Annotated in this window: 20 protein-coding genes and 6 tRNA genes; 19 read left to right on the top strand and 7 right to left on the bottom strand. The window is 63.7% G+C overall.

The genetic code is table 11. The features are described from left to right. Nucleotides 1–14: 14 nt before the first annotated feature. The 3 genes from tilS (at nucleotide 15) to LJ655_RS23195 (ending at nucleotide 3,439) form a co-directional block, all read left to right on the top strand. Nucleotides 15–1,499 (top strand): tRNA lysidine(34) synthetase TilS, encoded by a 1,485-nt coding sequence (tilS, locus tag LJ655_RS23205; RefSeq protein WP_230563552.1) that lies wholly within the window; start codon nucleotides 15–17, stop codon nucleotides 1,497–1,499. Nucleotides 1,500–1,914: 415 nt separating this feature from the next. Beyond that, entirely contained in the window at nucleotides 1,915–3,165 is a 1,251-nt protein-coding gene (locus LJ655_RS23200; RefSeq protein ID WP_230563551.1) for an aspartate kinase, read from the top strand. A gap of 180 nt (nucleotides 3,166–3,345) precedes the next feature. After that, a tRNA-Ser gene (locus LJ655_RS23195) sits at nucleotides 3,346–3,439 on the top strand. Nucleotides 3,440–3,534: 95 nt separating this feature from the next. Here LJ655_RS23195 and LJ655_RS23190 read toward each other — a convergent pair. From LJ655_RS23190 to LJ655_RS23180, 3 genes are all read right to left on the bottom strand, one after another. After that, nucleotides 3,535–4,719 (bottom strand): porin, encoded by a 1,185-nt coding sequence (locus tag LJ655_RS23190; RefSeq protein ID WP_230563550.1) that lies wholly within the window; start codon nucleotides 4,717–4,719, stop codon nucleotides 3,535–3,537. Between the two features lie 92 nt (nucleotides 4,720–4,811). After that, nucleotides 4,812–7,235, bottom strand: coding sequence for a glycoside hydrolase family 31 protein (locus LJ655_RS23185; RefSeq protein WP_230563549.1), 2,424 nt, complete (start codon nucleotides 7,233–7,235; stop codon nucleotides 4,812–4,814). A 19-nt stretch (nucleotides 7,236–7,254) separates the two neighbouring features. Then, complete coding sequence (locus LJ655_RS23180) at nucleotides 7,255–8,541, bottom strand: MFS transporter (RefSeq protein ID WP_230563548.1); 1,287 nt, start codon at nucleotides 8,539–8,541, stop codon at nucleotides 7,255–7,257. A gap of 460 nt (nucleotides 8,542–9,001) precedes the next feature. Between LJ655_RS23180 and LJ655_RS23175 the strand changes: the two genes are divergently transcribed. From LJ655_RS23175 to LJ655_RS23150, 6 genes are all read left to right on the top strand, one after another. Beyond that, entirely contained in the window at nucleotides 9,002–9,346 is a 345-nt protein-coding gene (locus LJ655_RS23175) for a hypothetical protein (protein WP_230563547.1), read from the top strand. Between the two features lie 179 nt (nucleotides 9,347–9,525). Further along, nucleotides 9,526–11,442, top strand: coding sequence for an extracellular solute-binding protein (locus LJ655_RS23170; RefSeq protein WP_230563546.1), 1,917 nt, complete (start codon nucleotides 9,526–9,528; stop codon nucleotides 11,440–11,442). A gap of 49 nt (nucleotides 11,443–11,491) precedes the next feature. Next, nucleotides 11,492–12,529: a microcin C ABC transporter permease YejB gene (locus LJ655_RS23165; RefSeq protein WP_230563545.1), complete on the top strand. Its 1,038-nt coding sequence runs from the start codon at nucleotides 11,492–11,494 to the stop codon at nucleotides 12,527–12,529. Then, on the top strand, nucleotides 12,529–13,635 hold the full coding sequence (locus LJ655_RS23160) for an ABC transporter permease (protein ID WP_230563544.1): 1,107 nt from the start codon (nucleotides 12,529–12,531) through the stop codon (nucleotides 13,633–13,635). Before LJ655_RS23165 ends, LJ655_RS23160 begins: the two co-directional genes overlap by 1 nt. Continuing rightward, on the top strand, nucleotides 13,632–15,263 hold the full coding sequence (locus LJ655_RS23155; RefSeq protein ID WP_230563543.1) for an ABC transporter ATP-binding protein: 1,632 nt from the start codon (nucleotides 13,632–13,634) through the stop codon (nucleotides 15,261–15,263). The genes LJ655_RS23160 and LJ655_RS23155 overlap by 4 nt, the downstream gene beginning before the upstream one ends. A 136-nt stretch (nucleotides 15,264–15,399) precedes the next feature. Continuing rightward, nucleotides 15,400–16,065 (top strand): C40 family peptidase, encoded by a 666-nt coding sequence (locus tag LJ655_RS23150; protein WP_230563542.1) that lies wholly within the window; start codon nucleotides 15,400–15,402, stop codon nucleotides 16,063–16,065. A 116-nt stretch (nucleotides 16,066–16,181) separates the two neighbouring features. Here LJ655_RS23150 and LJ655_RS23145 read toward each other — a convergent pair whose 3' ends face one another. Beyond that, entirely contained in the window at nucleotides 16,182–17,129 is a 948-nt protein-coding gene (locus LJ655_RS23145; RefSeq protein WP_230563541.1) for a patatin-like phospholipase family protein, read from the bottom strand. Nucleotides 17,130–17,617: 488 nt separating this feature from the next. Here LJ655_RS23145 and gltX point away from each other — a divergent pair, with 488 nt between their 5' ends. The 7 genes from gltX (at nucleotide 17,618) to LJ655_RS23110 (ending at nucleotide 20,559) form a co-directional block, all read left to right on the top strand. Then, nucleotides 17,618–19,027, top strand: a complete 1,410-nt coding sequence (gltX, locus tag LJ655_RS23140; RefSeq protein WP_230563540.1) for a glutamate--tRNA ligase — start codon at nucleotides 17,618–17,620, stop codon at nucleotides 19,025–19,027. A gap of 120 nt (nucleotides 19,028–19,147) precedes the next feature. After that, nucleotides 19,148–19,223: transfer RNA gene (locus LJ655_RS23135), tRNA-Ala, on the top strand. A 186-nt stretch (nucleotides 19,224–19,409) separates the two neighbouring features. Further along, nucleotides 19,410–19,485, top strand: a tRNA-Glu gene (locus tag LJ655_RS23130). 90 nt (nucleotides 19,486–19,575) lie between these two features. Next, a tRNA-Asp gene (locus LJ655_RS23125) sits at nucleotides 19,576–19,652 on the top strand. A 61-nt stretch (nucleotides 19,653–19,713) separates the two neighbouring features. Continuing rightward, nucleotides 19,714–19,789 (top strand) — tRNA-Glu (locus LJ655_RS23120). Nucleotides 19,790–19,869: 80 nt separating this feature from the next. Continuing rightward, a tRNA-Asp gene (locus LJ655_RS23115) sits at nucleotides 19,870–19,946 on the top strand. 148 nt (nucleotides 19,947–20,094) lie between these two features. Beyond that, a complete protein-coding gene (locus LJ655_RS23110; protein ID WP_230563539.1) occupies nucleotides 20,095–20,559 on the top strand; it encodes a GNAT family N-acetyltransferase in 465 nt (154 codons plus the stop codon). Nucleotides 20,560–20,606: 47 nt separating this feature from the next. Here the strand turns inward: LJ655_RS23110 and LJ655_RS23105 are convergent, their stop codons facing one another. Next, nucleotides 20,607–21,506, bottom strand: a complete 900-nt coding sequence (locus tag LJ655_RS23105) for an AraC family transcriptional regulator (RefSeq protein ID WP_230563538.1) — start codon at nucleotides 21,504–21,506, stop codon at nucleotides 20,607–20,609. A gap of 178 nt (nucleotides 21,507–21,684) precedes the next feature. On the opposite strand from LJ655_RS23105, the gene LJ655_RS23100 reads away from it, so the two are divergent. Continuing rightward, a complete protein-coding gene (locus tag LJ655_RS23100; protein ID WP_230563537.1) occupies nucleotides 21,685–22,086 on the top strand; it encodes a gamma-glutamylcyclotransferase family protein in 402 nt (133 codons plus the stop codon). A gap of 121 nt (nucleotides 22,087–22,207) precedes the next feature. Here LJ655_RS23100 and aceB read toward each other — a convergent pair whose 3' ends face one another. Both aceB and LJ655_RS23090 read right to left on the bottom strand, forming a co-directional pair. Beyond that, the gene (aceB, locus tag LJ655_RS23095; protein WP_230563536.1) at nucleotides 22,208–23,800 is read right to left on the bottom strand and encodes a malate synthase A; all 1,593 of its coding nucleotides are present in this window, start codon (nucleotides 23,798–23,800) and stop codon (nucleotides 22,208–22,210) included. Nucleotides 23,801–23,879: 79 nt separating this feature from the next. Then, complete coding sequence (locus LJ655_RS23090; protein WP_230563535.1) at nucleotides 23,880–24,686, bottom strand: haloacid dehalogenase type II; 807 nt, start codon at nucleotides 24,684–24,686, stop codon at nucleotides 23,880–23,882. A 151-nt stretch (nucleotides 24,687–24,837) separates the two neighbouring features. On the opposite strand from LJ655_RS23090, the gene LJ655_RS23085 reads away from it, so the two are divergent. Then, nucleotides 24,838–25,740 carry a LysR family transcriptional regulator gene (locus LJ655_RS23085; protein WP_230563534.1) on the top strand — a complete coding sequence of 301 codons (903 nt, stop codon included), beginning with the start codon at nucleotides 24,838–24,840 and terminating at the stop codon, nucleotides 25,738–25,740. 136 nt (nucleotides 25,741–25,876) lie between these two features. Next, nucleotides 25,877–26,311, top strand: a complete 435-nt coding sequence (locus tag LJ655_RS23080) for a universal stress protein (protein ID WP_230563631.1) — start codon at nucleotides 25,877–25,879, stop codon at nucleotides 26,309–26,311. The last annotated feature ends 78 nt before the right edge of the window (nucleotides 26,312–26,389 follow it).

Genomic DNA, 26,389 nt, shown 5'->3' with positions numbered 1-26,389 from the left:
CCCGCGCTAACGACGTGACCGCTACCGCCAACCCATCCGCCGAGCGCCCCGTGATCGAGGCGCTCGGCGCGGCGTTGTCCGGGCTTGATCCGGACGTCCGCATCGCCATCGCGTTCAGCGGTGGCGTCGATTCGAGCGTCCTGCTCGATGCGGCGGCGCGCGTCGCGGGTGCGTCGCGCTGTATCGCCCTGCATGTGCATCACGGTCTGAGCCCGCATGCCGATTCATGGCTCGCGCATTGCGAGGCATTCGCGCGCGAGCGTGGCGTCGAATTCGACGCGCGACGTGTCGACGTATCGCGCGCGCCAGGCGTGAGCATCGAAGCCGCGGCGCGCGACGTGCGTTATCGCGCGCTCGACGCGATGTGTGAAACGCATGGTATCCATACGCTATGGCTCGCGCAGCATGCGGACGACCAGGCCGAGACCGTGCTGCTGCAACTGCTGCGCGGCGCGGGGCTCGCGGGTCTCGCGGCGATGGCGCCTGATTCGCTGCGCGCGGGCGCTCGCGCGGCACGCGTGCGGCCGCTGCTGCATCTGCTGCGCGCGCAACTCGAACACTATGCCAGCGCGCGCAAGCTGCGCTGGATCGACGACGAATCGAACGCGGATACGCGCTACGCGCGAAATGCATTGCGTCATCAAGTGATGCCGGCGCTCGCGGTGCATTTCCCCGGTTTTCGCGATGCGCTCGCGCGCACGGCCGCGCATGCGGCATCGGCACAGCGCCTGCTCGATACGCTCGCGCGCGCCGACATGGAGAGCGCGTCGCGCGACGAAGGACGCGCGCTCGCGCACGATGCGCTGCTCGCACTCGATGACGATCGCGCGTTGAATCTGCTGCGCTACTGGATGCGCACGCTTGGCTTCGTCGCGGCATCGAGCGCGCGTGTCGCGGATGCGCTTCGGCAGTTGCGCGAAGTCGGCGCCGGACAGGACGGGCATCGTTTGCGCATCGATCATGCGGGGCATGCGTTGCGCAGCTATCGCGGCCTTGTCTACTGGGAAGCAGGCGAGAGCAGCGAGCCCGCCGACGAAACCGCGCTGGTCGAGCGCGAGATCAGCAAACTCGTATGGCAGGGGCAGGAGGTCTGGCACTTGCCGCAGTGGCGCGGCACGTTTGTGTTCACGATGGTGGACGCAACCGCTGCGTTCCACGTTGGCGAGGCATCACACGAAGCGCGCGAAGCATCGCGCGACGAAGCGTCCGACACCATTGCCGTCAGCGTTCTGCAACGCGCATCGCTGAACGCGCGAGCGCGCCGCGGCGGCGAACGCATGCGCATCGGCACGTCGAACGCGCCGAGCCGCACGCTGAAGAACCTGTTTCAGGAGCGCGGCATTCCCGCGTGGAAGCGCGACGTGCCGCTGCTTTATATCGGCGACGAACTGCTGTTCGTGCCGCTGATCGGTGTGAATCACGCGGCTGCGCGCAACGCATCCCATCACGGCGAAGCGCGCGTGAAAATCGCCTGGCGCGAGGATCTGTTGATTGCCTGACGGGCGGGGCGGATAGCCGCGAAGCCGTTACGCGCAAAAGTCGAAATTGCGAAATTGGACGTAAATCAACGATAAAACAGGCGATTGCGGGTCCGATTTGGAGCATTTGGACGCCCGTTGCGTCTTGTCTTTTCGAGCCCAATCGGGTAATTTAGCTTGTTTGCCCGATCCGATTTCGCCGTCGCTTTTGTCGCTGTCGGTTGTCAGTGTCGGCTGGCGAGCGTGATCCGTCGTCGCCGTTCCATTCCGATCAGTCATTTGCGATCTCATCCCGGGCAAATCCGCGCGTGCTGCACGCGTGCTGCATTTACGCCGCCACACACTTTGCCGCCGTTCACGAGACGTTGCGCCCCTGTGCTTCTGTGCGGTCGTCTCCAGCGCGCCAGCGCGGTTTCTCTTCCAGTTCAGAACGACAATGGCACTCATCGTACATAAATACGGCGGCACCTCGATGGGCTCGGTCGAGCGCATCAAGAACGTCGCCAGGCGCGTCGCGAAATGGCACAAGGCTGGCCACCAGATGGTCGTCGTGCCCTCGGCAATGTCCGGCGAAACCAATCGCCTGCTCGGCCTCGCGAAAGAAATCACGACTCAACCGAGCCCGCGTGAACTCGACATGATCGCCGCCACCGGCGAGCAGGTCAGCTCGGGTCTGCTCGCGATCGCGCTGCAGGAAGCCGGCGTCGACGCGGTCAGCTACGCAGGCTGGCAGGTGCCGGTCAAAACGGATAGCGCATTCACGAAAGCGCGCATCAGCGACATCGACGGCGAGCGCGTCACGCGTGACCTCGCGGCCGGCAAGGTGGTCGTGATCACCGGCTTTCAGGGTATCGACCCGGACGGCAACATCACCACGCTGGGCCGCGGCGGTTCGGACACGTCGGCGGTCGCAGTTGCGGCCGCGCTGAAGGCCGACGAGTGCCTGATTTACACCGATGTCGACGGTGTGTACACGACAGACCCGCGCGTCGTTGAAGAAGCGCGCCGGCTCGATCGCGTGACGTTCGAAGAAATGCTGGAAATGGCCAGCCTGGGTTCGAAGGTGCTGCAGATCCGCTCGGTGGAATTCGCCGGCAAATATCAGGTGAAGACGCGCGTGCTGTCGAGCCTGACCGATCCGCTGATGCCGCTCGACGAAGAAATGAAGTCGGGCACCCTGATTACTTTTGAAGAAGACGAGACCATGGAAAAAGCAGTCATCTCGGGCATCGCGTTCCAGCGCGACGAAGCTCGTATCGCCGTGATGGGAGTGCCCGACAAGCCGGGCATCGCGTACCAGATTCTCGGCCCGGTGGCGGACGCGAATATCGACGTCGACATGATCATTCAGAACCAGAGCGTCGAGGGCAAGACGGCGTTCACGTTCACGGTCGGCCGCGGCGACTACGCGCGCGCCATGGAGATCCTCACCGGCACCGTGAAGGCGCACGTGCAGGCCGAGCAGGTGCTGGGCGACCCGAAGGTGTCGAAGGTGTCGGTGGTCGGCGTGGGCATGCGCTCGCATGTCGGCATCGCCAGCAAGATGTTCCGCACGCTGTCGGAAGAGGGCATCAACATCCAGATGATCTCGACCTCCGAAATCAAGATTTCGGTGTTGATCGACGAAAAGTACATGGAGCTCGCGGTGCGCGCGCTGCACAAGGCCTTCGAACTCGATCAGGCGTAAATGGCGGGAAAAACGGGGCGCTCGAGAGCGCCCCGTTTGTTTTGTGGCGGTTGCGTGAACGAATTGCGTCGCGATGCCCCACGCTGGCACAAAATATGTTCCTCAGACATTGACCTACGCGGCTCGGCCCGCTATTATCTTGGCTTCGTCGCACTGACTCCCTGTGCGGCAGAAAGTTTGGGAGACGTGGCCGAGAGGTCGAAGGCACTCCCCTGCTAAGGGAGCATCTGGGCCAAAACCTGGATCGAGGGTTCGAATCCCTCCGTCTCCGCCAGCAATGGCGGCGAAACCCCGCAAAGTCCAGGCTTTGCGGGGTTTTTGTTTTTTCGCGGGATACTCCTCTCCATTTCTGTTTCGTTGGCTCGCCGCCTAGAACGCGTGCCGCAGCCCCACCATGCCAACGAACTGCGACGGCCCCGACGACGGCGTCGTGTTCTGCGAGTCGCCGACCACCGCGACCGCGTCGGCGATGGTCACGCCGGTGCCCGACGCGATCAGCGACTTGCCGCTTGCGTGCTGATAGGCTTCGAGCGCGTACAGCGTGGTGCGCGTCGAGAGGTTGTAGGTCTGTTCGAGCGAGATCTGGTGATAGCGCGCGGGATCGGTGATGCCGTTCGCCCGGCTTGCCTGCGTGAAGCTGTAACCGCCGCCGAAGGTCACGCTCGGCGTGATCCGGTACGTCGCAATCGCGCCGTACGTGTTGAACACGGCCTTGTCGAAGAACAGCGACCCGTGGCCCGGTATGTATTGCACGTTCGAGTAGTTGAGGCCCACCATCAGGTCGTGCCACGTATAGCGGCCCGCCGCCGCGAACAGCTGCGCGCTGCGCGCGCTTGCGTAGCCGTTGTTGACCGGCGAGTTGATCGCGAAGCTGCCGAGCGCCGCGCTCGTCGCGATGTCCTTCAGCTTCACGTAGCCCGCCGCGAGCGACACCGGCTGGTAGTCGTAACGCAACGCCGCGCTGAACAGGCTGCCGTTCGCGATGCTGCCGGGCACGCCGCCGAGACCGTACTGCGCGCTGGCCTGCAGGCCAGCGATCGTCGGCGATAGGTAGGTCACCGAATTATTGAAGCGCAGCGTCGTGTCGAGTGCGTCGAGATCACCCGGGTGCGCGCCGGTTGCCCCGGTCAGCACGCCGGTTGGCCCGAGTGCGCCGACCATGTTGAAGTAGGGCGTGTACTGGCGGCCAAGCGTGACGGTGCCGTAGCGAGCGTTCGCGAGGCCGACATAGGCCTGGCGGTTGAACAGATAGCCCGCGGTGCTTTGCGCGCCGGTCAGCGAATTGAAGCCGCTCTCCAGCCGGAAGATCGCCTTCGTGCCACCGCCGAGATCTTCCGCGCCGAGCAAGCCGAACTTGCTTGCCTGCAGGTTGCCCTGGCTCATGTAGAAGTTCGAATGTCCTTTCTGGTTGCTGACATAGGCGAACGCGTTGTCGACGACGCCGTACAGCGTGACGCTGCTTTGCGCCGACGCGCCGGTCGATAAGGCAGCGCCCGCAAACGGCAGGCAGCAGAGGGCGAACACGCGGGTGCGCGCGCGCTGGGTGGTTTTCATTGGGACGTCTCCAGACTATGTGCACGGCCGGATCCCCGGCCGGTGCGGTTTGTAGTTCAGTACCTGGTAACGAAAGTCAGTGCTTTTATGTTTCAGTGCGGCAGCGCAATCGTCAGGCAGCGCCAGCCGTCCGCGTTGTGGTCGGCTACGAGCGTGCCGTTCGTGCAAACGATCGCGCGCGTTTCGTGTATCGGCACGAACAGACGCACTTGAGGCTGCGCGTGGGGCATCCATTGCGGACGCTCGAGCGTCACGCGCAACGTGGTCTCGTCGCTTGTCAGCGCGACGTTCCAGCGGCCTTGCGCGCCGTGTCGCCAGGCTTCGGTCTCGCCGTCGTCCTCGATCGAGCCGCCTTGCGCGATACCCGCGCCGGCATGGGGCACCGCGAGAAACGCACGCTCGTCGGCGCGACGGCCGAAGTGCTGCTCGGCGACGTTCAGCGGAATCACGCTGCCTTCGCGCAAGAGAAATACCGGCCGCTCGAACGGTGCGGGCAGCGTGACGGTCTGGCCGCCGTCGAACGCTTCGCCGCTCCAGTACGACACCCAGCACGAACCGGCCGGCAGATAGACGTCGCGCGTGCTCTGGCCTGGAACGACCACCGGCGCGACCAGCATCGACGAGCCGAGCATCATGTCGTCACCATCGACGAGGCAGCGCGGATCGTGCGGAAACTCCGCGAACAGCGGCCGCAATACCGGCTCGTACGCGCTATGCGATTGCCACAGCAGTTTGTACAGGTAGGGGATCAGGCGATAACGCAGCTTGATCAGGTCGGCGACGTGCCGCGTGACTTCAGGGTGCATCCACGGCTCGTTGACAGTGCCGTCGTCGTTCCACGAGTGAATCGAAAAGCGCGGCAGGAAGATGCCAAACGCGACCCAGCGCGCGAACAGCTCCGGCTCAGGCGCCGGACCCGCGAAGCCGCCGATGTCATGGCCGCTATTCGACACGCCCGACATGGCGAGCCCGAGCCCCATCTTGAGGTTGAAGCGCAGCGTTTCCCACGACGTGTAGTTATCGCCAGACCACGTCTGTACGTAACGATGCATGCCGACGCCGCCCGAGCGTGACACGAGGAACGGGCGTTTGTGGGGTGCATGCTCGCGCTGCGCGTCGTGCGACGCGCGCATCATCAGCTGCGTCTGCAGTACCTTCGCCTCATGCGCCGGATAAGGCTTGCCGAAGCCGTGCGCGATCGCCTGCGGCGACCAGATCTCGAACTCGTTATTGTCGTTCCACGTGGCCGCGATGCCGTACTTGAGCAGGGCGTCCTTCACGCGCGATTTCCACCAGTCGATCGTGGCGGGATTCGTGAAGTCGAGATACGCGCCGACTTCGTCCCAGAACTGTACCCATGCGGGGTCGCCATCGGGCGCTTCGATCAGCAGGCCGGCCTTGGCGACTTCGTTGAACGCTGGGTGGTCCTGCAGCAGACACGGCTTGATGTTCGCGCACAGACGCACGCCGTGATCGAGATAGCTTTGCACGAAGCCGTCGATGTCCGGAAACTTCTCGTGATTCCAGTTGAACACGTAGCGCTTCGGACCGATCGACGTATAGCCGGACGACAGATGGAACGAATCGCACAGCACGTCGTGCTCGCGGCAGCGTTCGATGAATTCGCCCATCCGCTGCTGTGCATCCGGCGCGTCGGTGTAGCTCATCGTCGAGCCCGAGTAGCCGAGGCCCCACTTAGGCATCCATGCGGGACGCCCGGTGAGCCACGTGAAGCGGCGCACCGCGTCGAGCGGCGAGCCGGGCGACGCGATGAAGTAGTAGTCGAGATCGCCATGCTCGGCGATGAAGTGCCGGTAGTGGCCGTGATAGTTGTCCAGCTCACGGCCCATGTCGAAGCGGCAATCGGCCAGCGTGTCGTAGAAGAGGCCGAAGCCCGTCGACGTTTGCGGCTGCCACGTCACGTAGAACGGGATGTGCTTGTACAGCGGGTCCGTGGTGCGCGCGCTGTAGCCCATTGCGTCGATGTTGCGCATCTCGTAGCTCTGTTGCGCGCGATCGAGGGAGCCGGCACGTTCGCCGAGGCCCACGTACATTTCGTCGCGGCGCCGCTCCACGTAGTGATACACGCGCGAGTCCCACCAGCCGAAGTTATACGCCTGGGTTTTGCGGTCGCTCATCACGCGCTGCCAGGCGCCTTCGTGCAGGATGTCCCATGCGCATGCGCCTCCTTCGAGCGCGATGCTCACCCGCACGCGCGCCGTTTCGATCACGACCTGACCGGCTGCTTCTTTCACCGTGAACGGCGGCAGCGTGAAGCCGCTCAGGTCGCGGCGCTCGCGGCCTTCGAGCGGCACGTCGTCCGCGCCGGGCGCGATCGCCCACGTGCGCGGGCCGCGGATCTCGCAGTGCGGCAACACGAGCACGCGGATGATGTCTTCGGCGAGCACGAACAGTTCAATGCGGCAATCCGGCTGTGCGGTCAGCACGACCGGGTTGCCCGCGTTGGGGGCGAGCGCGAAGCGCGGCGGATGCTTGAGATTGATCAATGAGCGCATGATGAGTCTTCGAGGGAGGTCACGCAGCGGTTTTCACACCGAGGTCGACGCGGCGCGCGCGGCCGTGGCGCGGCACACCACGCATCAGGACGATCAGCAGCGTCGCGCCGATGATGTCGAATGCGCCGAGTGCGCCGAACAGCGGCGTGTAGCCGATCGAATCGGCGAGCGCGCCCACCATCAGCGAGAAGCCGAGGCCGCCGATCCACGCGGCCATCCCCGCGAAGCCGGCGACGGTGCCGACTTCGCCCGGATCGAAGACGTCGGCCGCGAGCGTGTTGACGAGCGCTGAGATCATCTGGTGCGCGAAGCCGCCGACACAGAAGAGGGCAATGGCTTGATAGGGCGATGCGACGAGACCGATCGACGCCGGGCCGAGCATCATCAGCGCACCGAGCACGACGCCCGAGATGCGCGACCAGATCAGCGGCACGCGAAAATGCTTCATCAGGAACGGCGACAGATAGCCGCCGAACAGGCCGCCGAGGTCCGCGGCGAGAAACGGCAGCCACGCGAACATGGCGATCTGCTTCAGATCCATATGACGCTGGGTGGCGAGATAGAGCGGAATCCAGAAGCTGAACGTTTGCCATGCGGGCTCCGCGAAAAAGCGCGCTTGCGCGATCGCCCAGAAGCGGCGCGTGCGCAGCACTTCACGCACGCTCGCGCGCCGCGCGGCGGGCGGTGCCTGGCCTTCGACGATCGCGGTGCGCTCGGCATCGCTCACGCGCTTGTGCTCGGCGGGCGAGCGGTACAGCGCGAACCACGCGGCGGCCCACACGAAACCGAGCGCGCCGGTGACCGCGAACGCGCTTTGCCAGCCGTAGCGCAGGGAAAGGAACACGACGAGCGGCGGCGCAAGCAGCGAGCCGAGCGAGGTGCCCGCATTGAAGTAGCCGACCGCGACGGACTTTTCGCGATCGGGAAACCATTCGGCGACGACCTTCATGCCGGCCGGAATCGCCACCGCTTCGGACAGACCCATGAAGCCGCGCAGCGCCGCGAGCGAAAACCAGTTGCCCGCGAAACCGTGGAACACGCCCACGAGCGACCACAGGCATGCAAACAGGGCGAAGCCGAGACGCAGGCCGATCAGGTCGATGATCAGACCGCAGACGGGTTGCATCACCGTATAGCCGACCTGAAACGCGCCGACCACGTACGAATACTGCTGCGTGCTCATGTGAAGCAGCTTCATCAGTTCGGGCGCCATCACGCCGAGCGCGTTGCGCGACAGATAGTTGACGATCGTCCCCGCGCAAACGAGGGCGATGATCCACCAGCGCATTCCCTTGATGGTTTTCAAGATCAGTCTCCGTGGCGCATCGAGCCGTTGCTTTCGAGGTAACGGCCGGGCATGCGCGAATTCGAACATTTATTGGTTTTCACTGCCAGTCATCCTACCACCCGAGAGGCGCCTCGATATCCGGGGAAACCATAGTTGATGGCGATTCATTCCTTGATTTTTCGGGATAAATTGCTGGGATTCGGCCGATTCAGATTATGTGATCGGATGACATGTCATCTTGGCATCGAATGAAAATGTTCTTTCGAACATGGAAAATGTTCGTTTGCGGGAATCGTTTGGGGAATGTTCCTCGGCCCGCACGCGGCATTTTTATCCCCGCCGTCAGGCGGATGTAACCGCGCGTTACGCCTGCGCCGCAGGGCGATTTTCAGCAGCAGTTATTACAAAGTTGAAATACGAGGCTTGCTGCCTTGCGTTATATTTCCGCCAACAAAACGTGTTCCTCCAAAGGTGATCAATGAAGTCCGCTCGTCCTGTTCCGCTTATGCTCGGGGTGTTGACGTTAGCCGCATCGGGTGCCGCAATGGCTGCCGGGCTCAACGTCGGGGTCAATATCGGCATTCCCGCGCCGGTCTATGTCGCACCGGCTCCGGTCTACGCACCGCCGCCGCCTCCGCCGCCGCCCGTCGTCTATCAGCCGGCACCCGTGTACTACGGCGGCCCGCAAATCGTGATCGGCTGGCATGGCGATCGTTACTGGGACGGCCGTCGCTACTGGGAGCGTGACGACTGGTATCGCCACCATCCGCCGGGCCACGGCTATGGGCGCGGTCACCACGACGAGCATCGTGGCTGGCACTGAGTCGGCCCTGAAGCGCGCCGATCTGCCACAAGCAGGCACCAAACCGCCCCTCGAGGGCGGTTTTTTTTGTGCGGGCACCCAGGTCCGTCGGGCATTTGGTCGCAGTCAGCCGCCGGATCGAGCAAGGTAATTGGGTAGAATCCCCCACATCGCCACTGCCCACTTTCCAGCAAGACTCCATGACAACTGGCTCGCGACGGGTTCAAACGCCTCATGCGCTTCGACACAGCGTGATTCATGGACCCTTGCGCGCCGCGTTCGCCGCCGCGCTGCTATGCGCGAGTCTGCTCGTCGCGCCGCAGGCGCACGCCGCGCATGCGATCGCCCAGTACGGCGAGCCGAAATATCCGGCCGGCTTCAAGCACTTCGATTACGTCAATCCCGATGCGCCGAAAGGCGGCACGCTCGTGCTCGCGAATCCGAGCCGCCTCACGAGTTTCGACAAGTTCAATCCGTTCACGCTGCGCGGCAATACCGCGCCCGGCCTCGAGCTGATGTTCGAGAGCCTGACGATCGGCAGCAGCGACGAGGTTGCGTCGGCCTACGGACTGCTTGCCGACGACATCGTCGTCGCGCCCGACGGCCTGTCGGTTACGTTCCATATCAACCCGCGTGCACGTTTTTCGAACGGCGACCCGGTCACCGCCGACGACGTCAAGTTCTCGCTCGACACGCTGAAGAGCCCGCAAGCCGCGCCGCAATACGCGTCGATTTTCGGTGAGATCAAGCGCGCGGTCGTCGTCGATCCGGCCACGGTGCGCTTCGAGTTTCGCGAGCGCAATCGCGAGTTGCCGCTGCTCGCGGGCAGCATGCCGGTGTTCTCGCGCAAGTGGGGGATGAAGCCCGACGGCAGCCGCATTCCGTTCGATCAAATCGCGTTCGAAAAGCCGATCGGCAGCGGGCCGTACCTGATCGATAGCTTCGACAACGGCCGCACGATCACGTTTAAACGCGATCCGCACTACTGGGGCGCCGATCTGCCAGTGCGCGCCGGCATGAACAACTTCGATCGCATCGTCTACAAGCTGTATGCCGATAGCACCGCGCGGCTCGAAGCATTCAAGGCCGGCGAGTACGATGCGCTCGTCGAATACATCGCGCGCAACTGGGTGCGGCGCGACGTCGGCAAGAAGTTCGACAGCGGCGAGTTGATCAAGCGCGAGTTCGTGCAGCACAACGGCACCGGCATGCAGGGCTTTTTCCTCAACACGCGCCGGCCGCTGTTTCAGGACGTGCGTGTGCGCAAGGCGCTCGATCTCGCGCTCGACTTTCAATGGCTGAACCGCCAGCTGTTTTTCAGCCAGTACACGCGCATCGACAGCTTTTTCGCCAACACCGAATGGCAGGCGAAGGGCTTGCCTTCGCCAGGCGAGCTCGCGCTGCTCGAGCCGTTTCGCGCCCAGCTCGACCCGGCGGTATTCGGGCCGATGCCGAAGCAGCCCGATACCGATCCGCCCGGCTCGCTGCGCGCGAACCTGCTGCAGGCGCGCGATCTTTTGCAGCAAGCCGGCTGGACCTACCGCGACGGCGCGCTGCGCAACGCGAAGGGCGAGCCGTTCCAGTTCGAGATACTCGACGACTCGGGTTCGGCCTCGTCGATGGAGCCGATCATCGCGACCTTCACGCGCAATCTGCAGAAGCTCGGCATTACCGTCAACTTCCGCACCACCGACTTCGCCGTCTATCAGAAGCGGCTCGATGCATTCGACTTCGACGTGACGACGATTCGCATGCCCGACGTGCAGGTGCCCGGCGCCGAGCAGATCACCCGCTTCGGCAGCAAGTCCGCCGATACGCCCGGCTCGGACAACGCGATCGGCCTGAAGTCGCCCGCCGTCGACGCGGTGCTCGACGCGCTGGTCCATGCGCAAACGCGCGAGCAGCTGACCGACGCCGCACACGCGCTCGACCGTCTGCTGATGCATGGCTACTATGTGGTGCCGCACTGGTACAGCGGCACGCATCGCGTCGCGTTCAGGCGCGGGCTCGCGTGGCCGAAGACTTTACCGCTGTACTATGGCGCGGAAGGCTGGATCACGACGATGTGGTGGTACGAGGATCCGCAGGCGCGTGCGCACTCGGACATCGCCGACTGATCCGCGGACCGATCGCCCCGAACAACGCCGTCGCACCGGAACACCGCCTATGTGGAGCTACATCCTCAAACGCCTGCTGCTGATGATCCCGACGCTGCTCGGCGTGCTGACGCTGACCTTCGTCGTGATCCAGTTCGTGCCGGGCGGCCCTGTCGAGCAGATGACGCACGAACTGCGCAAGGGCGCGGAGGGCGCCTCGCCGTTCGGGCTGCGCCCGCATAGCGGCGTCGACGCGCAACAGGTGGCGCAACTGAAGCAGCTGTACGGCTTCGACAAGCCGCCGCTCGAGCGCTACGTGCTGATGCTCAAGCGCTTCGCGACCTTCGATCTCGGCCAGAGCTATTTCCGTCATCAGAGCGTTTGGTCGTTGATCGTCTCGAAGCTGCCGGTGTCGATCAGCATCGGCCTGTGGACGTTCTTTCTGACCTACCTGATATCGGTGCCGCTCGGCATCGCGAAGGCGGTGCGCAACGGCTCGCGCTTCGATCTCGCGACGAGCCTCGTCGTACTGGTCGGCTACGCGATTCCGGGCTTCGTGCTCGGCGTGCTGCTGCTGGTGCTGTTCGGCGGCGGCTCGTTCCTGCAGCTCTTTCCGCTGCGCAACCTCACCTCCGACAACTGGGACCAACTGAGCCTCGTCGGCAAGATCCTCGACTATCTGTGGCACATCACGTTGCCGATCACGGCGTCGGTGGTGGGCAGCTTCGCGGTCGTCACGATGCTGACGAAAAATGCGTTCCTCGACGAAATCCGCAAGCAATACGTGCTGACCGCGCGCGCCAAAGGGCTGTCCGAGAGGCGCGTGCTGTGGAAGCACGTGTTTCGCAATGCGCTCTTGCCGTTGATCGTCAATTTCCCCGGCGCGTTCATCGGCGCGTTTTTCACCGGCAGTCTGCTGATCGAAACGCTGTTTTCGCTCGACGGGCTCGGGTTGCTCTCGTATGAATCGGTGATGCGGCGCGACTATCCGGTCGTGCTCGGCACGCTGTATCTGTTTACGCTGATCGGCCTCGTCACGCGGCTGATTTCCGACCTTTGCTACGTATGGGTCGATCCCCGCATCCAATTCGAACAACTGGAGCGCTGATGAATCGAGCCCATCTTTCCGCCGATGCGGCGGCGCGCGCCGAACCTGCTCGCGCCCTGATCTCGCCGTCGCCGGCGCGCCGCGTGTGGCAGCGTTTTCGCCAGCAGCGTCTGGGCTACTGGAGCCTCGTCATTTTCGTCGTCGCGTTCGCGGCGAGCCTCGTGGGGCCGCTGTGGTCGAACGACAAGCCGGTTGTCGTGCGCTACGACGGTCATCTGTATTTCCCGCTGGTCAAGACCTACGCCGAGACCACCTTCGGCGGCGACTTCCCCACGCCGACCGATTATCTCGATCCGTATATCCGCCATCGCTTCGATGCACCGGGTAACTTCGCGCTCTATCCGCCGAATCATTACTACTACGACACGCTCAATTACTTCTCGAAAGCGCCCAATCCGGCACCGCCGTCGCGCGAAAACTGGCTCGGCACCGACGACCGCGGCCGCGATCTGTTCGCGCGTCTGCTGTACGGTTTTGGGGTGTCGGTCGCGTTCGGCCTCGTGCTGACCGTGATCAGCACGATAGTCGGCATTGCCGCAGGGGCGGTGCAAGGGTACTTCGGAGGACGAACCGATATCGTCGGGCAGCGTCTGATCGAGATCTGGAACGCGATGCCGCAGCTCTATCTGCTGATCATCTTTTCGTCGATCTTCGAGCGCAGCTTCGCGCTGCTGATCGTGCTGCTGTCGCTGTTCAACTGGATCGGGCTGTCGGATTACGTGCGCGCGGAGTTCCTGCGCAATCGCCAGCAGGATTACGTGCGCGCCGCGCGCGCGATGGGCCTGTCGCATGGGCAGATCATCTGGCGTCACGTGTTGCCGAACAGTCTGACGCCGGTCATCACGTTCCTGCCGTTCAGCATGAGCAGCGCGATTCTCGCGCTGACGAGTCTCGATTTCCTCGGGCTCGGCGTGCCGCCGCCGACCCCGAGCCTCGGCGAACTGCTGGCACAGGGCAAGGCGAATCTCGATGCGTGGTGGATCTCGGTGTCGACCTTCGGCGTGCTGGTGGCCATGCTGCTGCTATTGACCTTCATGGGTGACGCGCTGCGCAACGCGCTCGACACGCGTATCTCCGATGCGATACACGCCGGAGGTGGTCAATGAGCGCGCTGCCGCACATCGATCCGCAATCGAGGGATACGCCGCTGCTCGAACTCGACCATCTGCGCGTCGCGTTCGGCGACACGGTGGCCGTCGACGACGTCACGCTCGCGATCGCGCGCGGCGAGCGCGTCGCGCTCGTCGGTGAGTCGGGCTCGGGCAAAAGCGTGACCGCGCTGTCGGTGCTGCGCCTGCTCTCCGACGCACAGGTGAGCGGCGCGATCCGCTTCGATGGTGAGGACCTGCTCGCGAAGAGCGAGCGCGCGATGCGCGGCCTGCGTGGCTCGGACATCGCGATGATCTTCCAGGAGCCGATGACCGCGCTCAATCCGCTGTACACCATTGGCGACCAGATTGCGGAGACGATCGTCGTGCACGATGGCGTGAGCGCGACCGAGGCAGCGAAGCGCGCGGTCGCGCTGCTCGCGCGCACCGGCATCAACGAGCCGGAGAAGCGCGTGAACAGTTACCCGCATCAGCTCTCGGGCGGACAGCGGCAGCGCGCGATGATCGCGATGGCGCTCGCCTGCCGGCCGCGCCTGTTGCTAGCCGATGAGCCGACCACCGCGCTCGACGTGACGATCCGCGCGCAGATCGTCGAGCTGCTGCTGGAATTGCAGCGCGACGAAGCGCAGAAGCGCGGCATGGCGGTGCTGCTGATCACGCACGACCTGAACCTCGTGCGTCACTTCGCCCAGCGCGTCGCGGTGATGGAGCGGGGCGTGCTGGTCGAAACCGGCGCGGTCGAGCAGGTGTTCGAGGCGCCGCGCCATCCGTATACCCAGCGGCTGCTCGCGAGCCGGCCGCAGCGCGAGGTCGCACCGGTGCTGCCGATCTCGCCGGTGCTGCTCGAAGCGCGCGGCGTGTCGGTCGACTTCAAAACGAAGCTACCCGGGCTACGTGGCTGGTTCGGTTCGGGCCGGTTTCGCGCGGTCGACGCGGCGAACGTGTCGGTTCGCCAGGGCGAGACGCTCGGGATCGTCGGCGAATCAGGCTCGGGCAAGTCGACGCTTGCGATGGCGCTGCTCGGTCTGCAGCGCACCGCGCAGGGTCAGATCGAGTTTCAGGGCAGGCCGCTCGCGAGCTATCGCGGCGCCGAAAAAACGGCGTTACGCTCGAACATGCAGGTCGTCTTTCAGGATCCTTTTAGTTCGCTTTCGCCGCGGCAGACGATCGAGCGAATCGTCGGCGAGGGGCTCGCGCTGCACCGGCCGCAAATGACGCCGCAGGCGCGGCGCGACAAGGTGGTGGCGGTGCTGCGCGAAGTCGGCATCGACCGGACGGCCCTGTATCGCTATCCGCATGAATTTTCGGGCGGCCAGCGCCAGCGCATCGCGATCGCGCGCGCGCTGGTACTGGAGCCGCGCGTACTGATCCTCGACGAACCGACCAGCGCGCTCGATGTCTCGATCCAGCAGCAGGTGCTCAAACTGCTCACCGGCCTGCAGCACAAATACAACCTCGGTTTCGTGTTCATCAGCCACGATCTCGAGGTGATCGGGGCGATGGCGCACCGCGTGGTGGTGATGCAAAACGGATCGATCATCGAGACCGGCGAAGTTGAGAAGATTTTTGCGGCACCGTCGCATCCTTACACGCGAAAGCTACTGAAAGCCGCGCTTGATCGTTGATTTTTCACCTGTTCCCCAATTGGGTGCGTAAGTCGATTGAATTTTCCTATTCCTTTTGACACGCAAATACTTACTGGCTAGTATCGATCAAACTTTTTTCGTAGACCCCTGATTTCTTAGCAAAAACTATCGACCAATGCAGCAAGGAAACTTCACCCAGGCTTGCACGCGCGTCGTCGCCGGGATGTTCATTGGCGTCTTGATGGCAGCAGCTTCCGGCGCCTTCGCCGAGGAAGCAGGCAGTATTAATCAGAATGCCTCGTATCCGGCCTCCAACGGCTCGGATCCTCTTTCCCTCCTCACTCCGCAACCCCGCGCTGCCGACAGCAATAGCGGCGGCGCCAAATCGTTCCTTTCGGGCATGGCCGGCAAGGCGGGCGACGTGGTGGTCGGCGCGCTGAACATGATCGGCGTGCGCTACCGCTGGGGCGGCAATACGCCGGATTCGGGGCTCGATTGCAGTGGTTTCGTGCGCTACGTGTTCCAGGACACGCTCGGCCTCGCGCTGCCGCGTCGTGCCGAGGAAATGAGCCGCATGGGCGAGAAGGTACGCGTGAGCGACCTGAAGCCGGGCGATCTGGTGTTCTTCAATACGATGCGCCGTACGTTTTCGCACGTTGGCATCTATATCGGCGACAACAAATTCGTGCACTCGCCGTCGACCGGCAGCACGATCCGCGTCGACGACATGGATGACGGCTACTGGGAAAAGCGCTTCACAGGCGCGCGCCGGATCGAGACTTCGTATCAGGCCGACGATTTGCGCAAGCGCGTGACCGCGACGATCGGCGGGAACAACTGATTCCGCGCTGAACTGGCGATAAAAAAGCCTGCTTCGCTCGAAGCAGGCTTTTTGCGTTTGAGGCGCGCATTATTGCGATGGTGGCGCGCTGTAACAGCGCGGCGCCCGGACCGCTTTCAGGCGCCCATCCGCCGCGCGGCGAGCTTGCGCTGCAGTTCCGGCATGATCTTCGCGACCGCCTCCTCGCCGGCGAGGATCGCCGCATTGCGCTGGGTGAAGTCGCTGCCGCTCATTGCGGCGAGATTCGGCCGGATCACCACGTCGGCATACTTGTCGAGTTCGTAGGCCTTGATCGTTTGGCCCATGATCGTGAAAGTCTGCATCAGCACATCGAACGAGCTTGCCGTCACGCCGGTTTCCGCTCGCTGCGAGATATCGACCGCGATCACGAAATCCGCGCCCATCTTGCGCGCGAAAGATGCGGGCACCGGGCTCACGAGGCCGCCATCCACATACTCGTGACCGCCGATCTTCACCGGTTCGAAAATCGACGGCACGCTGCATGAGGCGCGCACCGCTATGCCGGTGTTGCCGCGCTGGAACAGGATCGGCTGGCCGGTTTGCAGATCGGTCGCAACCACGCCGAGCGGCCTCGCCATCTTCTCGATCGGACGGTTGTTCAGGGTCGTGTTCAGGTAGTTCTGCAGCGCGACGCCTTGCAGGAAGCCGCGCGTGCGAAACGGCATCGCCCAGTCGCTGATCGACGCTTCGTCCATCGACAACGCGAGCTTGTTCAGCGCGAAGCCGTTCATGCCCGATGCGTACAGCGCGCCGACCACCGAGCCGGCGCTCGTGCCGGCGATCAGATCGACCTGGATGTTGCGTGCCTCGAGCGCCTTGATGACGCCGATGTGCGCGAATCCGCGCGCGGCGCCACCGCCGAGTGCGAGCGCGACGCGCACCGGCTTCTGTTGCGCTTTTTCCGGCGGCGGGGGAACAATGGGTGTCGCGGTGATCGGATCGCCATTGAGTTTGCCGCCGGTCGTGGTGCAGGCGGCAAGCACCGCGGATGCGGCTGCCAGCGAAAAGTTGCGGCGGCTCAAACGGGGGGATGAGGATTTCAACGGATTCTCCAGCAACGGTTCGGGCGACGCAGGCGGCGTCGCGCGTCCCGTGATCAGGCTGAGGTCAGGCCAGGCGGATCGCCGGCGGCGATTCCGCGCGCCGGGAGGAGGGGACCACTCCGTACCGGATTGATGTGCGGACCGGCCTCCATTGCAGCGCGCGCACATCTTAAAGCAAACGATCAGCTCGCGCTGTCCGCTGTAATGAAACGTTGCAGAGGAAGCATTCGGAATTGGCGCGTTTTTTTCAAATTGGAATGAGCGCGCGGAGCAAAGGCGCGTGCGCAATCGGCCGGACACCGTTCGCCCAAGCGCCTCAGGCCATTCGGGCGGGGGCGGCAACCGGTTGCGAACGGTATAATTCGACCCTTGCATCTATTTCTTTCGTGGCCGTGCGCAACGTCGAGCGCAGCACGGTCACGTTTCGCTGCCGCGCTTCGCAGTCATGTCCGCCTGAGCGCCGGCGCCCGTTTTTCGAGTAACCGCTAATGACCACCTCCGTTCGCACCCGTTTCGCACCGAGTCCCACCGGCTTTATCCATTTGGGCAACATCCGCTCCGCGCTGTATCCGTGGGCATTCGCGCGCAAGATGAAAGGGACCTTCGTGCTGCGAGTCGAAGACACTGACCTCGAGCGCTCCACGACCGAATCCGTCGACGCGATTCTCGAAGGCATGGCGTGGCTCGGCCTCGATTACGACGAAGGTCCGTTCTACCAGATGCAGCGCATGGATCGTTACCGTGAAGTGCTGAAGCAGATGCAGGAAGCGGGGCTCGTCTACCCGTGCTACATGTCGACCGAGGAACTCGACGCGCTGCGCGAGCGTCAGCGTGAAGCGGGCGAAAAGCCGCGCTACGACGGCACGTGGCGACCAGAGCCAGGCAAGGTGCTGCCGCAGCCGCCCGCGGGTGTGCAGCCGGTGCTGCGGTTTCGCAACCCATTGACCGGTGTGGTCGCGTGGGACGACGCGGTGAAAGGCCGCATCGAGATCTCGAACGAAGAGCTCGACGACCTCGTCATCGCGCGACCGGACGGCACGCCGACGTATAACTTCTGCGTCGTCGTCGACGATCTCGATATGCGCATCACCCATGTGATCCGTGGCGATGACCACGTGAACAATACGCCGCGCCAGATCAACATTCTCCGCGCGCTCGGCGGCGAGCCGCCGGTGTATGCACACTTGCCGACCGTGCTGAACGAGCAGGGCGAGAAGATGAGCAAGCGCCACGGCGCGATGAGCGTGATGGGGTATCGCGATGCGGGTTATCTGCCCGAGGCGGTCGTCAACTATCTGGCGCGGCTCGGCTGGTCACATGGCGACGCGGAGATTTTCACGCGCGAGCAGTTCATCGAGTGGTTCGATCTCGAGCATCTCGGCAAGTCCCCGGCGCAGTACGACCACGACAAGCTGAACTGGCTCAACGCGCACTACATCAAGGAAGCTGACAATGCGCGCCTCGCCGAACTGGCGAAGCCGTTCTTCGCGGAGCTTGGCATCGACGAAGCCACGCTCGCGGCGGGTCCGGATCTGGTCGGCGTAGTGGGTCTGATGAAGGATCGTGCGTCGACGGTGAAGGAGATCGCGCAGAACGGCGCGATGTTCTATCGCACGCCGGCCCCCGATGCCGAGTCGCTCGCACAGCACGTGACCGATGCGGTTCGTCCTGCACTCGCCGATCTGGCCGCGGCGTTGAAGACGGTGGAGTGGACCAAGGAAGCGATCGCCGTGGCGCTGAAAGCGACGCTCGGCGCGCACAAGCTGAAGATGCCGCAACTCGCGATGCCGGTGCGTCTGCTGGTGGCGGGCACGACGCATACGCCGTCGATCGATAGCGTGCTGATGCTGTTCGGTCGCGACGTCGTCGTTAGCCGTATCGAAAAAGCGCTTGGCTGATCAGTCGGGGCGCGCGTGAGAGGATTCTCATGTCGTCCGAAAAAATTCGCATGTAATTGCTCAAAGGGTATTTACAAAGCGCAGATCGCCCTCTAGAATCTCGTTTCTCTGATGTGCACGGGGGGTATAGCTCAGCTGGGAGAGCGCTTGCATGGCATGCAAGAGGTCAGCGGTTCGATCCCGCTTACCTCCACCAACAGAGTAGAGAAGTTAAAGTGGTTAAGAAGTCTGTGAGTTGTAGAAAAAAAGACTTCCCAAATCGCTGAAATGTAGTTAAAATAGCGGTCTTCGCAATTGACTGAAACGACTTGGCGATTTAACTGAAAAGTTAGCGTGAGTTGAAAAAGTTAATAGCGAATTGAGACGGATCTGAAAAGATTTTGTCCCCTTCGTCTAGAGGCCTAGGACATCACCCTTTCACGGTGAGTACAGGGGTTCGAATCCCCTAGGGGACGCCAAACATCAGCGTCGCTTTAGTATTCGAGGAGTAATAGAGCAGCGCAGCTTGCAGAGACTTAACCGACGCTCGCAAGCAGGGTGTAAAGACTGGAGTGGTAGTTCAGTCGGTTAGAATACCGGCCTGTCACGCCGGGGGTCGCGGGTTCGAGTCCCGTCCACTCCGCCAGACAAAGCCCGTTCACACAAAACTGAACGGGCTTTTTCATTAAAGATGTAAGCAGTACGTTGTCCCCTTCGTCTAGAGGCCTAGGACATCACCCTTTCACGGTGAGTACAGGGGTTCGAATCCCCTAGGGGACGCCAGAATATCGGCGTCGTTCGGTTGGAAGTTGGAACGGTGCATCAGGCTGCGAGCATAGCTCCTAGCTTGCGATATAAAATCTGGAGCGGTAGTTCAGTTGGTTAGAATACCGGCCTGTCACGCCGGGGGTCGCGGGTTCGAGCCCCGTCCGCTCCGCCAGATTTGAGAAAGCCCACTTCGTACGAAGTGGGCTTTTTTGTTTCCCCTGCCCATCCCGGCCGGGACCCGGAAGGCTCGGGACAAACAGCCATTGCCAGCGTGCCCGGCCTGTTTTACCGTTGATCCGACTCATTCTAGCGGTCCCGCCATGTTCGATCCCACCGAAGCTCCGTCGCCGTTCCATTTGCGTACGGCTAGCATGGACGATTTCGAGTTTGCCGAGGCGCTGACGCGCAACAACATGGGCGGCTACTATCGGCGGCATCATCTGGTCTGGCGCAGTGATCTGTTTCTCGGCAGTTGGCACGAATCGGAGAATTTCATTCTCGAAGTGGACGGCGTGCCGATGGGTGTGCTGCGTATCACCGAGGAGGGCGATTCGCTGCATATCCGCGACGTGCAGATTGCCGAAGGGTATCGGCGGCTCGGCGCGGGTACATTTCTGCTCGACATCTCGCATCAATGGGCGCGCGAGCGCGGGCTGCGCGAGTTGCAGTTGCGCGTGTTCGTCGACAATCCGGCGGCGCGGCTGTATCAACGCAAGGGCTATCGGCTCGCCGGGCCGCGGCTCGCGCAGCTAGGCGCAATCCGTCATCTGGCGCGGCGAGTTTGAGGCGGGTCTGCGTCGAACGCGCTTCGCGCGCCGCTCGTCATCGCCATTCACCGCTGCCCCACATCTACCGAACTAGCTTGTTCCTGCGCCGTTTCATCATCCTCGTGCGTATCGTCATGCTCGCCGTTGCCCGCGCGATGCTCGGCGCCTCGCTCGATAAACGCGCGTGGACTCGCGCCGAACGCTCGCCGGAACATCGCCGAAAAGGCGCTCTGGCTCTGATAACCCAATTCCTGCGCAACGTGCGACAGCGGCCGTCCCTGGCTTAACAGCGGAATGGCGCGCGCGAGAATCGCCTGTTGACGCCACTGCGAAAAACTCACCCCCAGTTCCTGGCGAAACAGTCGCGCGATCGTACGCGTGCTCGCACCCACCATCGACGCCCACTGTTCGAGCGACTCGCCATGCGTCGGATCGGCGATCACGGCCTCGCAGAGCGCGCGCAGCCGCTTTTCACCCGGCATCGGAACGGACAGGGGCAGCGGCTCGGAGCGCGTCAGTTCGTCGAGCGCGAGCGAGCCGAGCAGCTGCTCGCGCGCGGCGGACAGACCAGGCATATCGAGCGCGGCGATCACCTCGCGCAACAGGTTCGATACTTCGACGACGCGCGGCGTATCGAGTGCGGGCGGCGCCGTGCTCTCGGTGATGTACAGTGTGCGCAGGAACGCATCCTCGACGGCGATTACTTCGTGCGTCACGTGCGGGGGCAGCCAGATCGCGCGCGACGGCGGCACCATCCACGTCGTGCCCGTCGTCGCGACGCGCAGCACGCCGCGCGACGCATAGGCGACCTGCGCCCACGCATGCGTATGGCGCGCGATGTGCGAGCCGGCCGGCATCGGCCGCGCGCGCACGCGGATCGGATGCGTGTCGTTCGGCGCGAACTCCGGCGGTATATCGGCGAAACGCACGCGGCTCGACAGGTCGGAGTCGGCGGACGAGGTCATGGCAAGGTCGGTCGGATAACGGTGCGAAGGGGCGGCGAAGTGTGTCACTGCCTGTCGCCGTCGTGGGCTTGAGCCATTTTAGAGCGTGCCCCGTTGGTGTTGCCAACGGGTCTGCGTTGCATAATGGGCTGATTCCCGAGCCACCAACACCACCTCAGACCAGGGAGACTCGACAACGATGCAGACCGTCTTTGTCTACGGCACGCTGCGTGCCGGTGAAGCGAATGACATCAGAGAAGCCGCCGCGCGCAACGACCTTCCGGCGCCGAGCCTGCTCGGCAGCACCACCGTGCGCGGTCATCTGTTCGATTTTGGCGACTATCCCGGCCTCGTCGCCGACGAGGCTGGCATCGACGTGCGCGGCGAGGTCTATGAAATCGACGATGCGCTCGTTGCGGTGCTCGACGAAATCGAGGCCGTGTATCCGGGCGTCGAGGATCGTTTTCTGGCGCGCGAGGTGATGGTCAAAGTGGATGACAACGTCGTGAACTGCCGCTTCTATCCGGTCGCACCGAACGCGGTCAAAGGGCTGCCCGAAATCCGCTCGGGAGATTGGATCGAACATCGGCGCACGCGCTGACCGGGCACACGCAAACAAACGGCGCGCGAGGCCGTCCCCGGCGCGCCGTCATTGAGCTTGACTCGATGCGATCATGTGGCTCGATCGCGCCTGACGCGCTCGCACCTCATGATCAGCACCATCAAATTTCTTCGTAAAGCGGCAGCGTCAGAAACTCGGTGAACTGCTCCGCGGTCGACATCTGCTCGAAGATCTGAGCGGCACGCTCATACGGCTTTGTATCGCCGCCAACCGTCTGTTTGACCTTGTGCAGTTCCTGCACCGCGAGCTCGCGCACCAGTTCGACCGTCACCTTGCGGCCGTCGTCGAGTTTGCCCTTCGGCGAGCGGATCCATTGCCAGACCTGCGAGCGCGAAATCTCGGCCGTGGCGGCATCTTCCATCAGGTTGTGAATCGGCACGCAGCCATTGCCGGCGAGCCACGAACCGAGGTAGTGAATGCCGACGTTGATGTTGTTGCGCAGACCCGCTTCCGTGATCGGCGTTTCCGGGCGGAAGTCGAGCAGATCGGTCGCGGTGACGAGCACGTCGTCGCGCTGCTTGCCGATCTGATTTGGCCTGTCGCCCAGCACCTTGACGAACTCTTCCATCGCGAGCGGCACGAGGCCCGGATGGGCGACCCACCCGCCGTCGTAGCCGTCGCGCGCGTCGCGCGCCTTGTCCGCACGCACGCCGGCCATCGCCTTGTCGTTCGCCGCCGGATCGTTCTTGATCGGAATCAGCGCGCTCATGCCGCCGATCGCCGGCGCGTTGCGGCGATGGCAGGTCTTCAGCAGCAGCAACGCGTACGCGCGCATGAACGGCGAGGTCATCGTGATCTGAGAGCGGTCGGCGAGGCAGAAGTCCCGGTCGCTCTTGAACTTCTTGATCGCCGAGAAGATGTAGTCCCAGCGACCGGCGTTCAGGCCCGAGCTATGTTCGCGCAGCTCGTACAGGATCTCGTCCATTTCGAATGCGGCGACGATCGTCTCGATCAGCACCGTCGCGCGAATCGTGCCGCGCGGAACGCCGAGCGCTTCCTGCGCGGCGACGAAGATGTCGTTCCACAGACGAGCCTCGAGATGGCTCTCCATCTTCGGCAGATAGAAGTACGGGCCCGAACCGCGCGCGATCAGTTCCTTCGCGTTGTGCGCCATGTACAGCGCGAAATCGACGATGCCTCCCGACACGCGCTTGCCGTCGACTTTCACGTGCTTCTCGTCGAGGTGCCAGCCGCGCGGACGCACGATCAGCGTGGCTGTCTTGTCGTTGAGCCGGTACGACTTGCCATTCTGTTCGAGCGAGATCGTGCGGCGCACCGCGTCCTTCAGATTGATATGCCCGGTGATCTGGTTGTCCCAGCTCGGCGCATTCGAATCCTCGAAGTCCGTCATGTAGGAGTCCGCGCCCGAATTGAGCGCGTTGATGATCATCTTGCGCTCGACGGGACCGGTGATCTCGACGCGCCGGCATTGCAGGTCCTGCGGCAGCGGTGCGATTTTCCAATCGCCTTCGCGCACGCTCTTCGTGGCGGCGAGGAAGCCGGGCCGCTCGCCGGCGTCGAGCCGTTTCGTGCGTTCGACGCGGGCTTGCAGCAACTGCTGGCGGCGCGGCTCGAACGTGCGATGCAACGCCGCGACGAGTTCCAGCGCGTCGCGCGTGAGGATCGCTTCAAAGCCGGGCTTGATCTCGCCGGTGATTTCCATGCCCTGCGGCAGCGACAGCGAATGAGCCATGTTTTCTCCTTGGTCGGTCAGATTGAGAAATGCGAAGGTTGAAAAAGGGTGAGTGGGTTGCCGGAGACGAGGGCCGCCGTCATACGCGCGGGCGGGCGCGCTTGCGACTGCCGCTGCCACGAGTTTCCGTGCGACGGCCGCCGGTCGCTTGAGACGCCGCCGCGAGCGTCTGCACAAAGCCCAGCAGATCGTTCATGCCGCCGCCGGTGCCATGCGGCGTCACGCCGAGTTCCTCGACGGGCAGGTTCTGCCGGTTCAGCCAGAAGGTCGTGAAGCCGAACCATGTCGCCCCCGCCACATCCCAGCCGTTCGACGACACGAACACGATTTCGCGGGCGGACACGCCGAACGCGTCGGGGCCGAGCGCATACGCGGCGGGTGAGGGTTTGTACGCGCGTACCGCGTCGACTGACAGCACGTGATCGAAGAGGGCGTTCATGCCGGCGCTCCTGAGCGCGATGTCGAGCATCTGCGGATTGCCGTTCGACAGAATCGCAAGCCCCATGCGCGGCGCGGCGGTGGACTCGCGCAATGCGCGCAGCACGGGCACCGCATCGGGAAACGCGGACAGGCACGCATATTCGTCCATCAGACGTTTTTCGGCCGCGCGGCCGAGCGTGAGCTGCAGCCTTTTTGCGGCGAAGCGCAGTGCGTCGAGCGTGATGTCCCAGAACGGGCGGTAGTGCTCGCCGGGCAGGTCGGTGCGTGCGGCGAGCGTGCGCAGTTGCGTGTATTCGATCTGCTTCTGGCGCCACAGCTGCGACAGCGCGTCGCCGTGGCCGGGGAACAGTTGTTCCGCGGCGGCGATCACCGAATGCACGTCGAACAACGTGCCGTAGGCGTCGAAAATGACTGCTCGCGGGGAAGGTGCTGTTGTGGCCGACATTGCCATGCGCTCCTGTCAGAGGTCGGGGCTCATTGTATTGGTGACCTTAGTTGCTAAAAAATAGGCTAGAGATCACTTGATCTTTTACTTTCATATCCCTAATCTCACGCGCGACCCTCACTTTTGCGCGTCGCCAAGGCGCGTCTCGTCCATGGACCGTTTCAAGCAGATCGAGACCTTCGCCACCGTCGCGGCCAAGGGAAGCCTGTCCGCCGCGGCGCTCGCCGAGGGTGTCGCGCCCGCGATCATTGGCCGGCGCATCGACGCGCTCGAAGAGCGCCTCGGCGCCAAGCTGCTCGTGCGCACGACGCGCAAGATCACGCTGACCTTCGAAGGTTCGGCGTTTCTCGAAGACTGCCAGCGCATCCTTCACGACATGCAGAACGCCGAGGCGAGCGTATCGGCCGGCGGCGTGAAGGCAAGCGGCCATCTGCAGCTGTCGGCGCCGGCCGGCTTCGGGCGCCGGCATGTGGCGCCGCTGGTGCCGGCCTTCACGGTCGCGCATCCGGACGTATCGATTACGCTCGATCTGTCCGATCGCCTCGTCGACCTCGTCAACGAAGGATTCGATTGCGCGGTGCGGCTCGGCGAGTTGCCCGATTCGTCGCTGGTGTCGCTCAAGCTCGCCGAAAACCGGCGCGTATGCGTCGCGTCGCCCGCGTATCTGAGCCGGCGCGGCGCGCCGCACAGCCTCGCCGATCTCGCGCGCCACAACTGCCTCGCGCTCGGCGCGAGCGCCAATCAGCAGCGCGGCTGGATGTTCCAGCAGGACGGCAAGGTGGTGTCGATCAAGGTGTCCGGAACGATGGAGTGCTCCGACGGCGCGGTGCTGCACGAATGGTGTCTTGCCGGGCACGGACTCGCGTGGCGCTCGTGGTGGGAGGTCGGCGCGGAGATCGCCGCGGGCCGTCTCGTCAGCGTGCTCGACGAGTTTGCCGCGCCGCCGATCGGCATTCACGCAGTGTTCCCGCAGCGCCGTCATTTGCCGCTGCGGGTGCGGCTGTTTCTGGACTTTCTCAAGCATACCTACGGCGAACCCGGTTACTGGGACTGAGGCGCCTATCTCCAGGCAGGCGCGAAGCTGATCTCTACCCCCATCCGCACGCACTACAATCGTTTCGAGCGGCCTGCACCCCGCGCTTTGTTGGACGCTGACGCCGCGCCGCGCGCAGCCGGCGACGGAGGGCATGATGTTCAGGCACATTCTGGTTCCGACCGATGGTTCAGACCTGTCACGCAAGGCGATAGCGGGCGCGATCGGCCTCGCACAGGCCGTCGGCGCGCGTGTCACCGCGTACGCGTGTCTGCCGCAATATCCGTACTCGCCGTTCTCCGACGTCGCGGTCGAACCGCCCGGCGAGTTCCTGCAACGCAGCGAGCGCGAAGCGCGCGTGCATCTGCGCGAAGTCGAGCATGCGGCGCACCGCGTGGGCGTCAGTGTCGAGAGCCGCACGAGCGTCCATCCGGCGCCGTATCTCGGCATCATCGAAGCGGCCGAGCAGGGCGGCTGCGACGTGATCTTCATGGCATCACATGGGCGGCGCGGGCTCGGCAGCCTGCTGATCGGCAGTGAAACGCAGCGTGTGCTCACCCATACGAAGATTCCCGTGATCGTTTATCGCTGAAACGGCGCGCTGACGGTTGCGTGTCGGCGCACCGCGCTTTCGAAAAAAAGCGCGCCGGCGGTGAGACCGGCGCGTTCA

Origin of the sequence: Paraburkholderia translucens (genome assembly GCF_020881035.1) — a bacterium.
Taxonomy (GTDB): Bacteria; Pseudomonadota; Gammaproteobacteria; order Burkholderiales; family Burkholderiaceae; genus Paraburkholderia; species Paraburkholderia translucens.
Note: the sequence above shows the minus strand (reverse complement) of the source record. Positions and strands in the feature narration are given on the sequence as shown.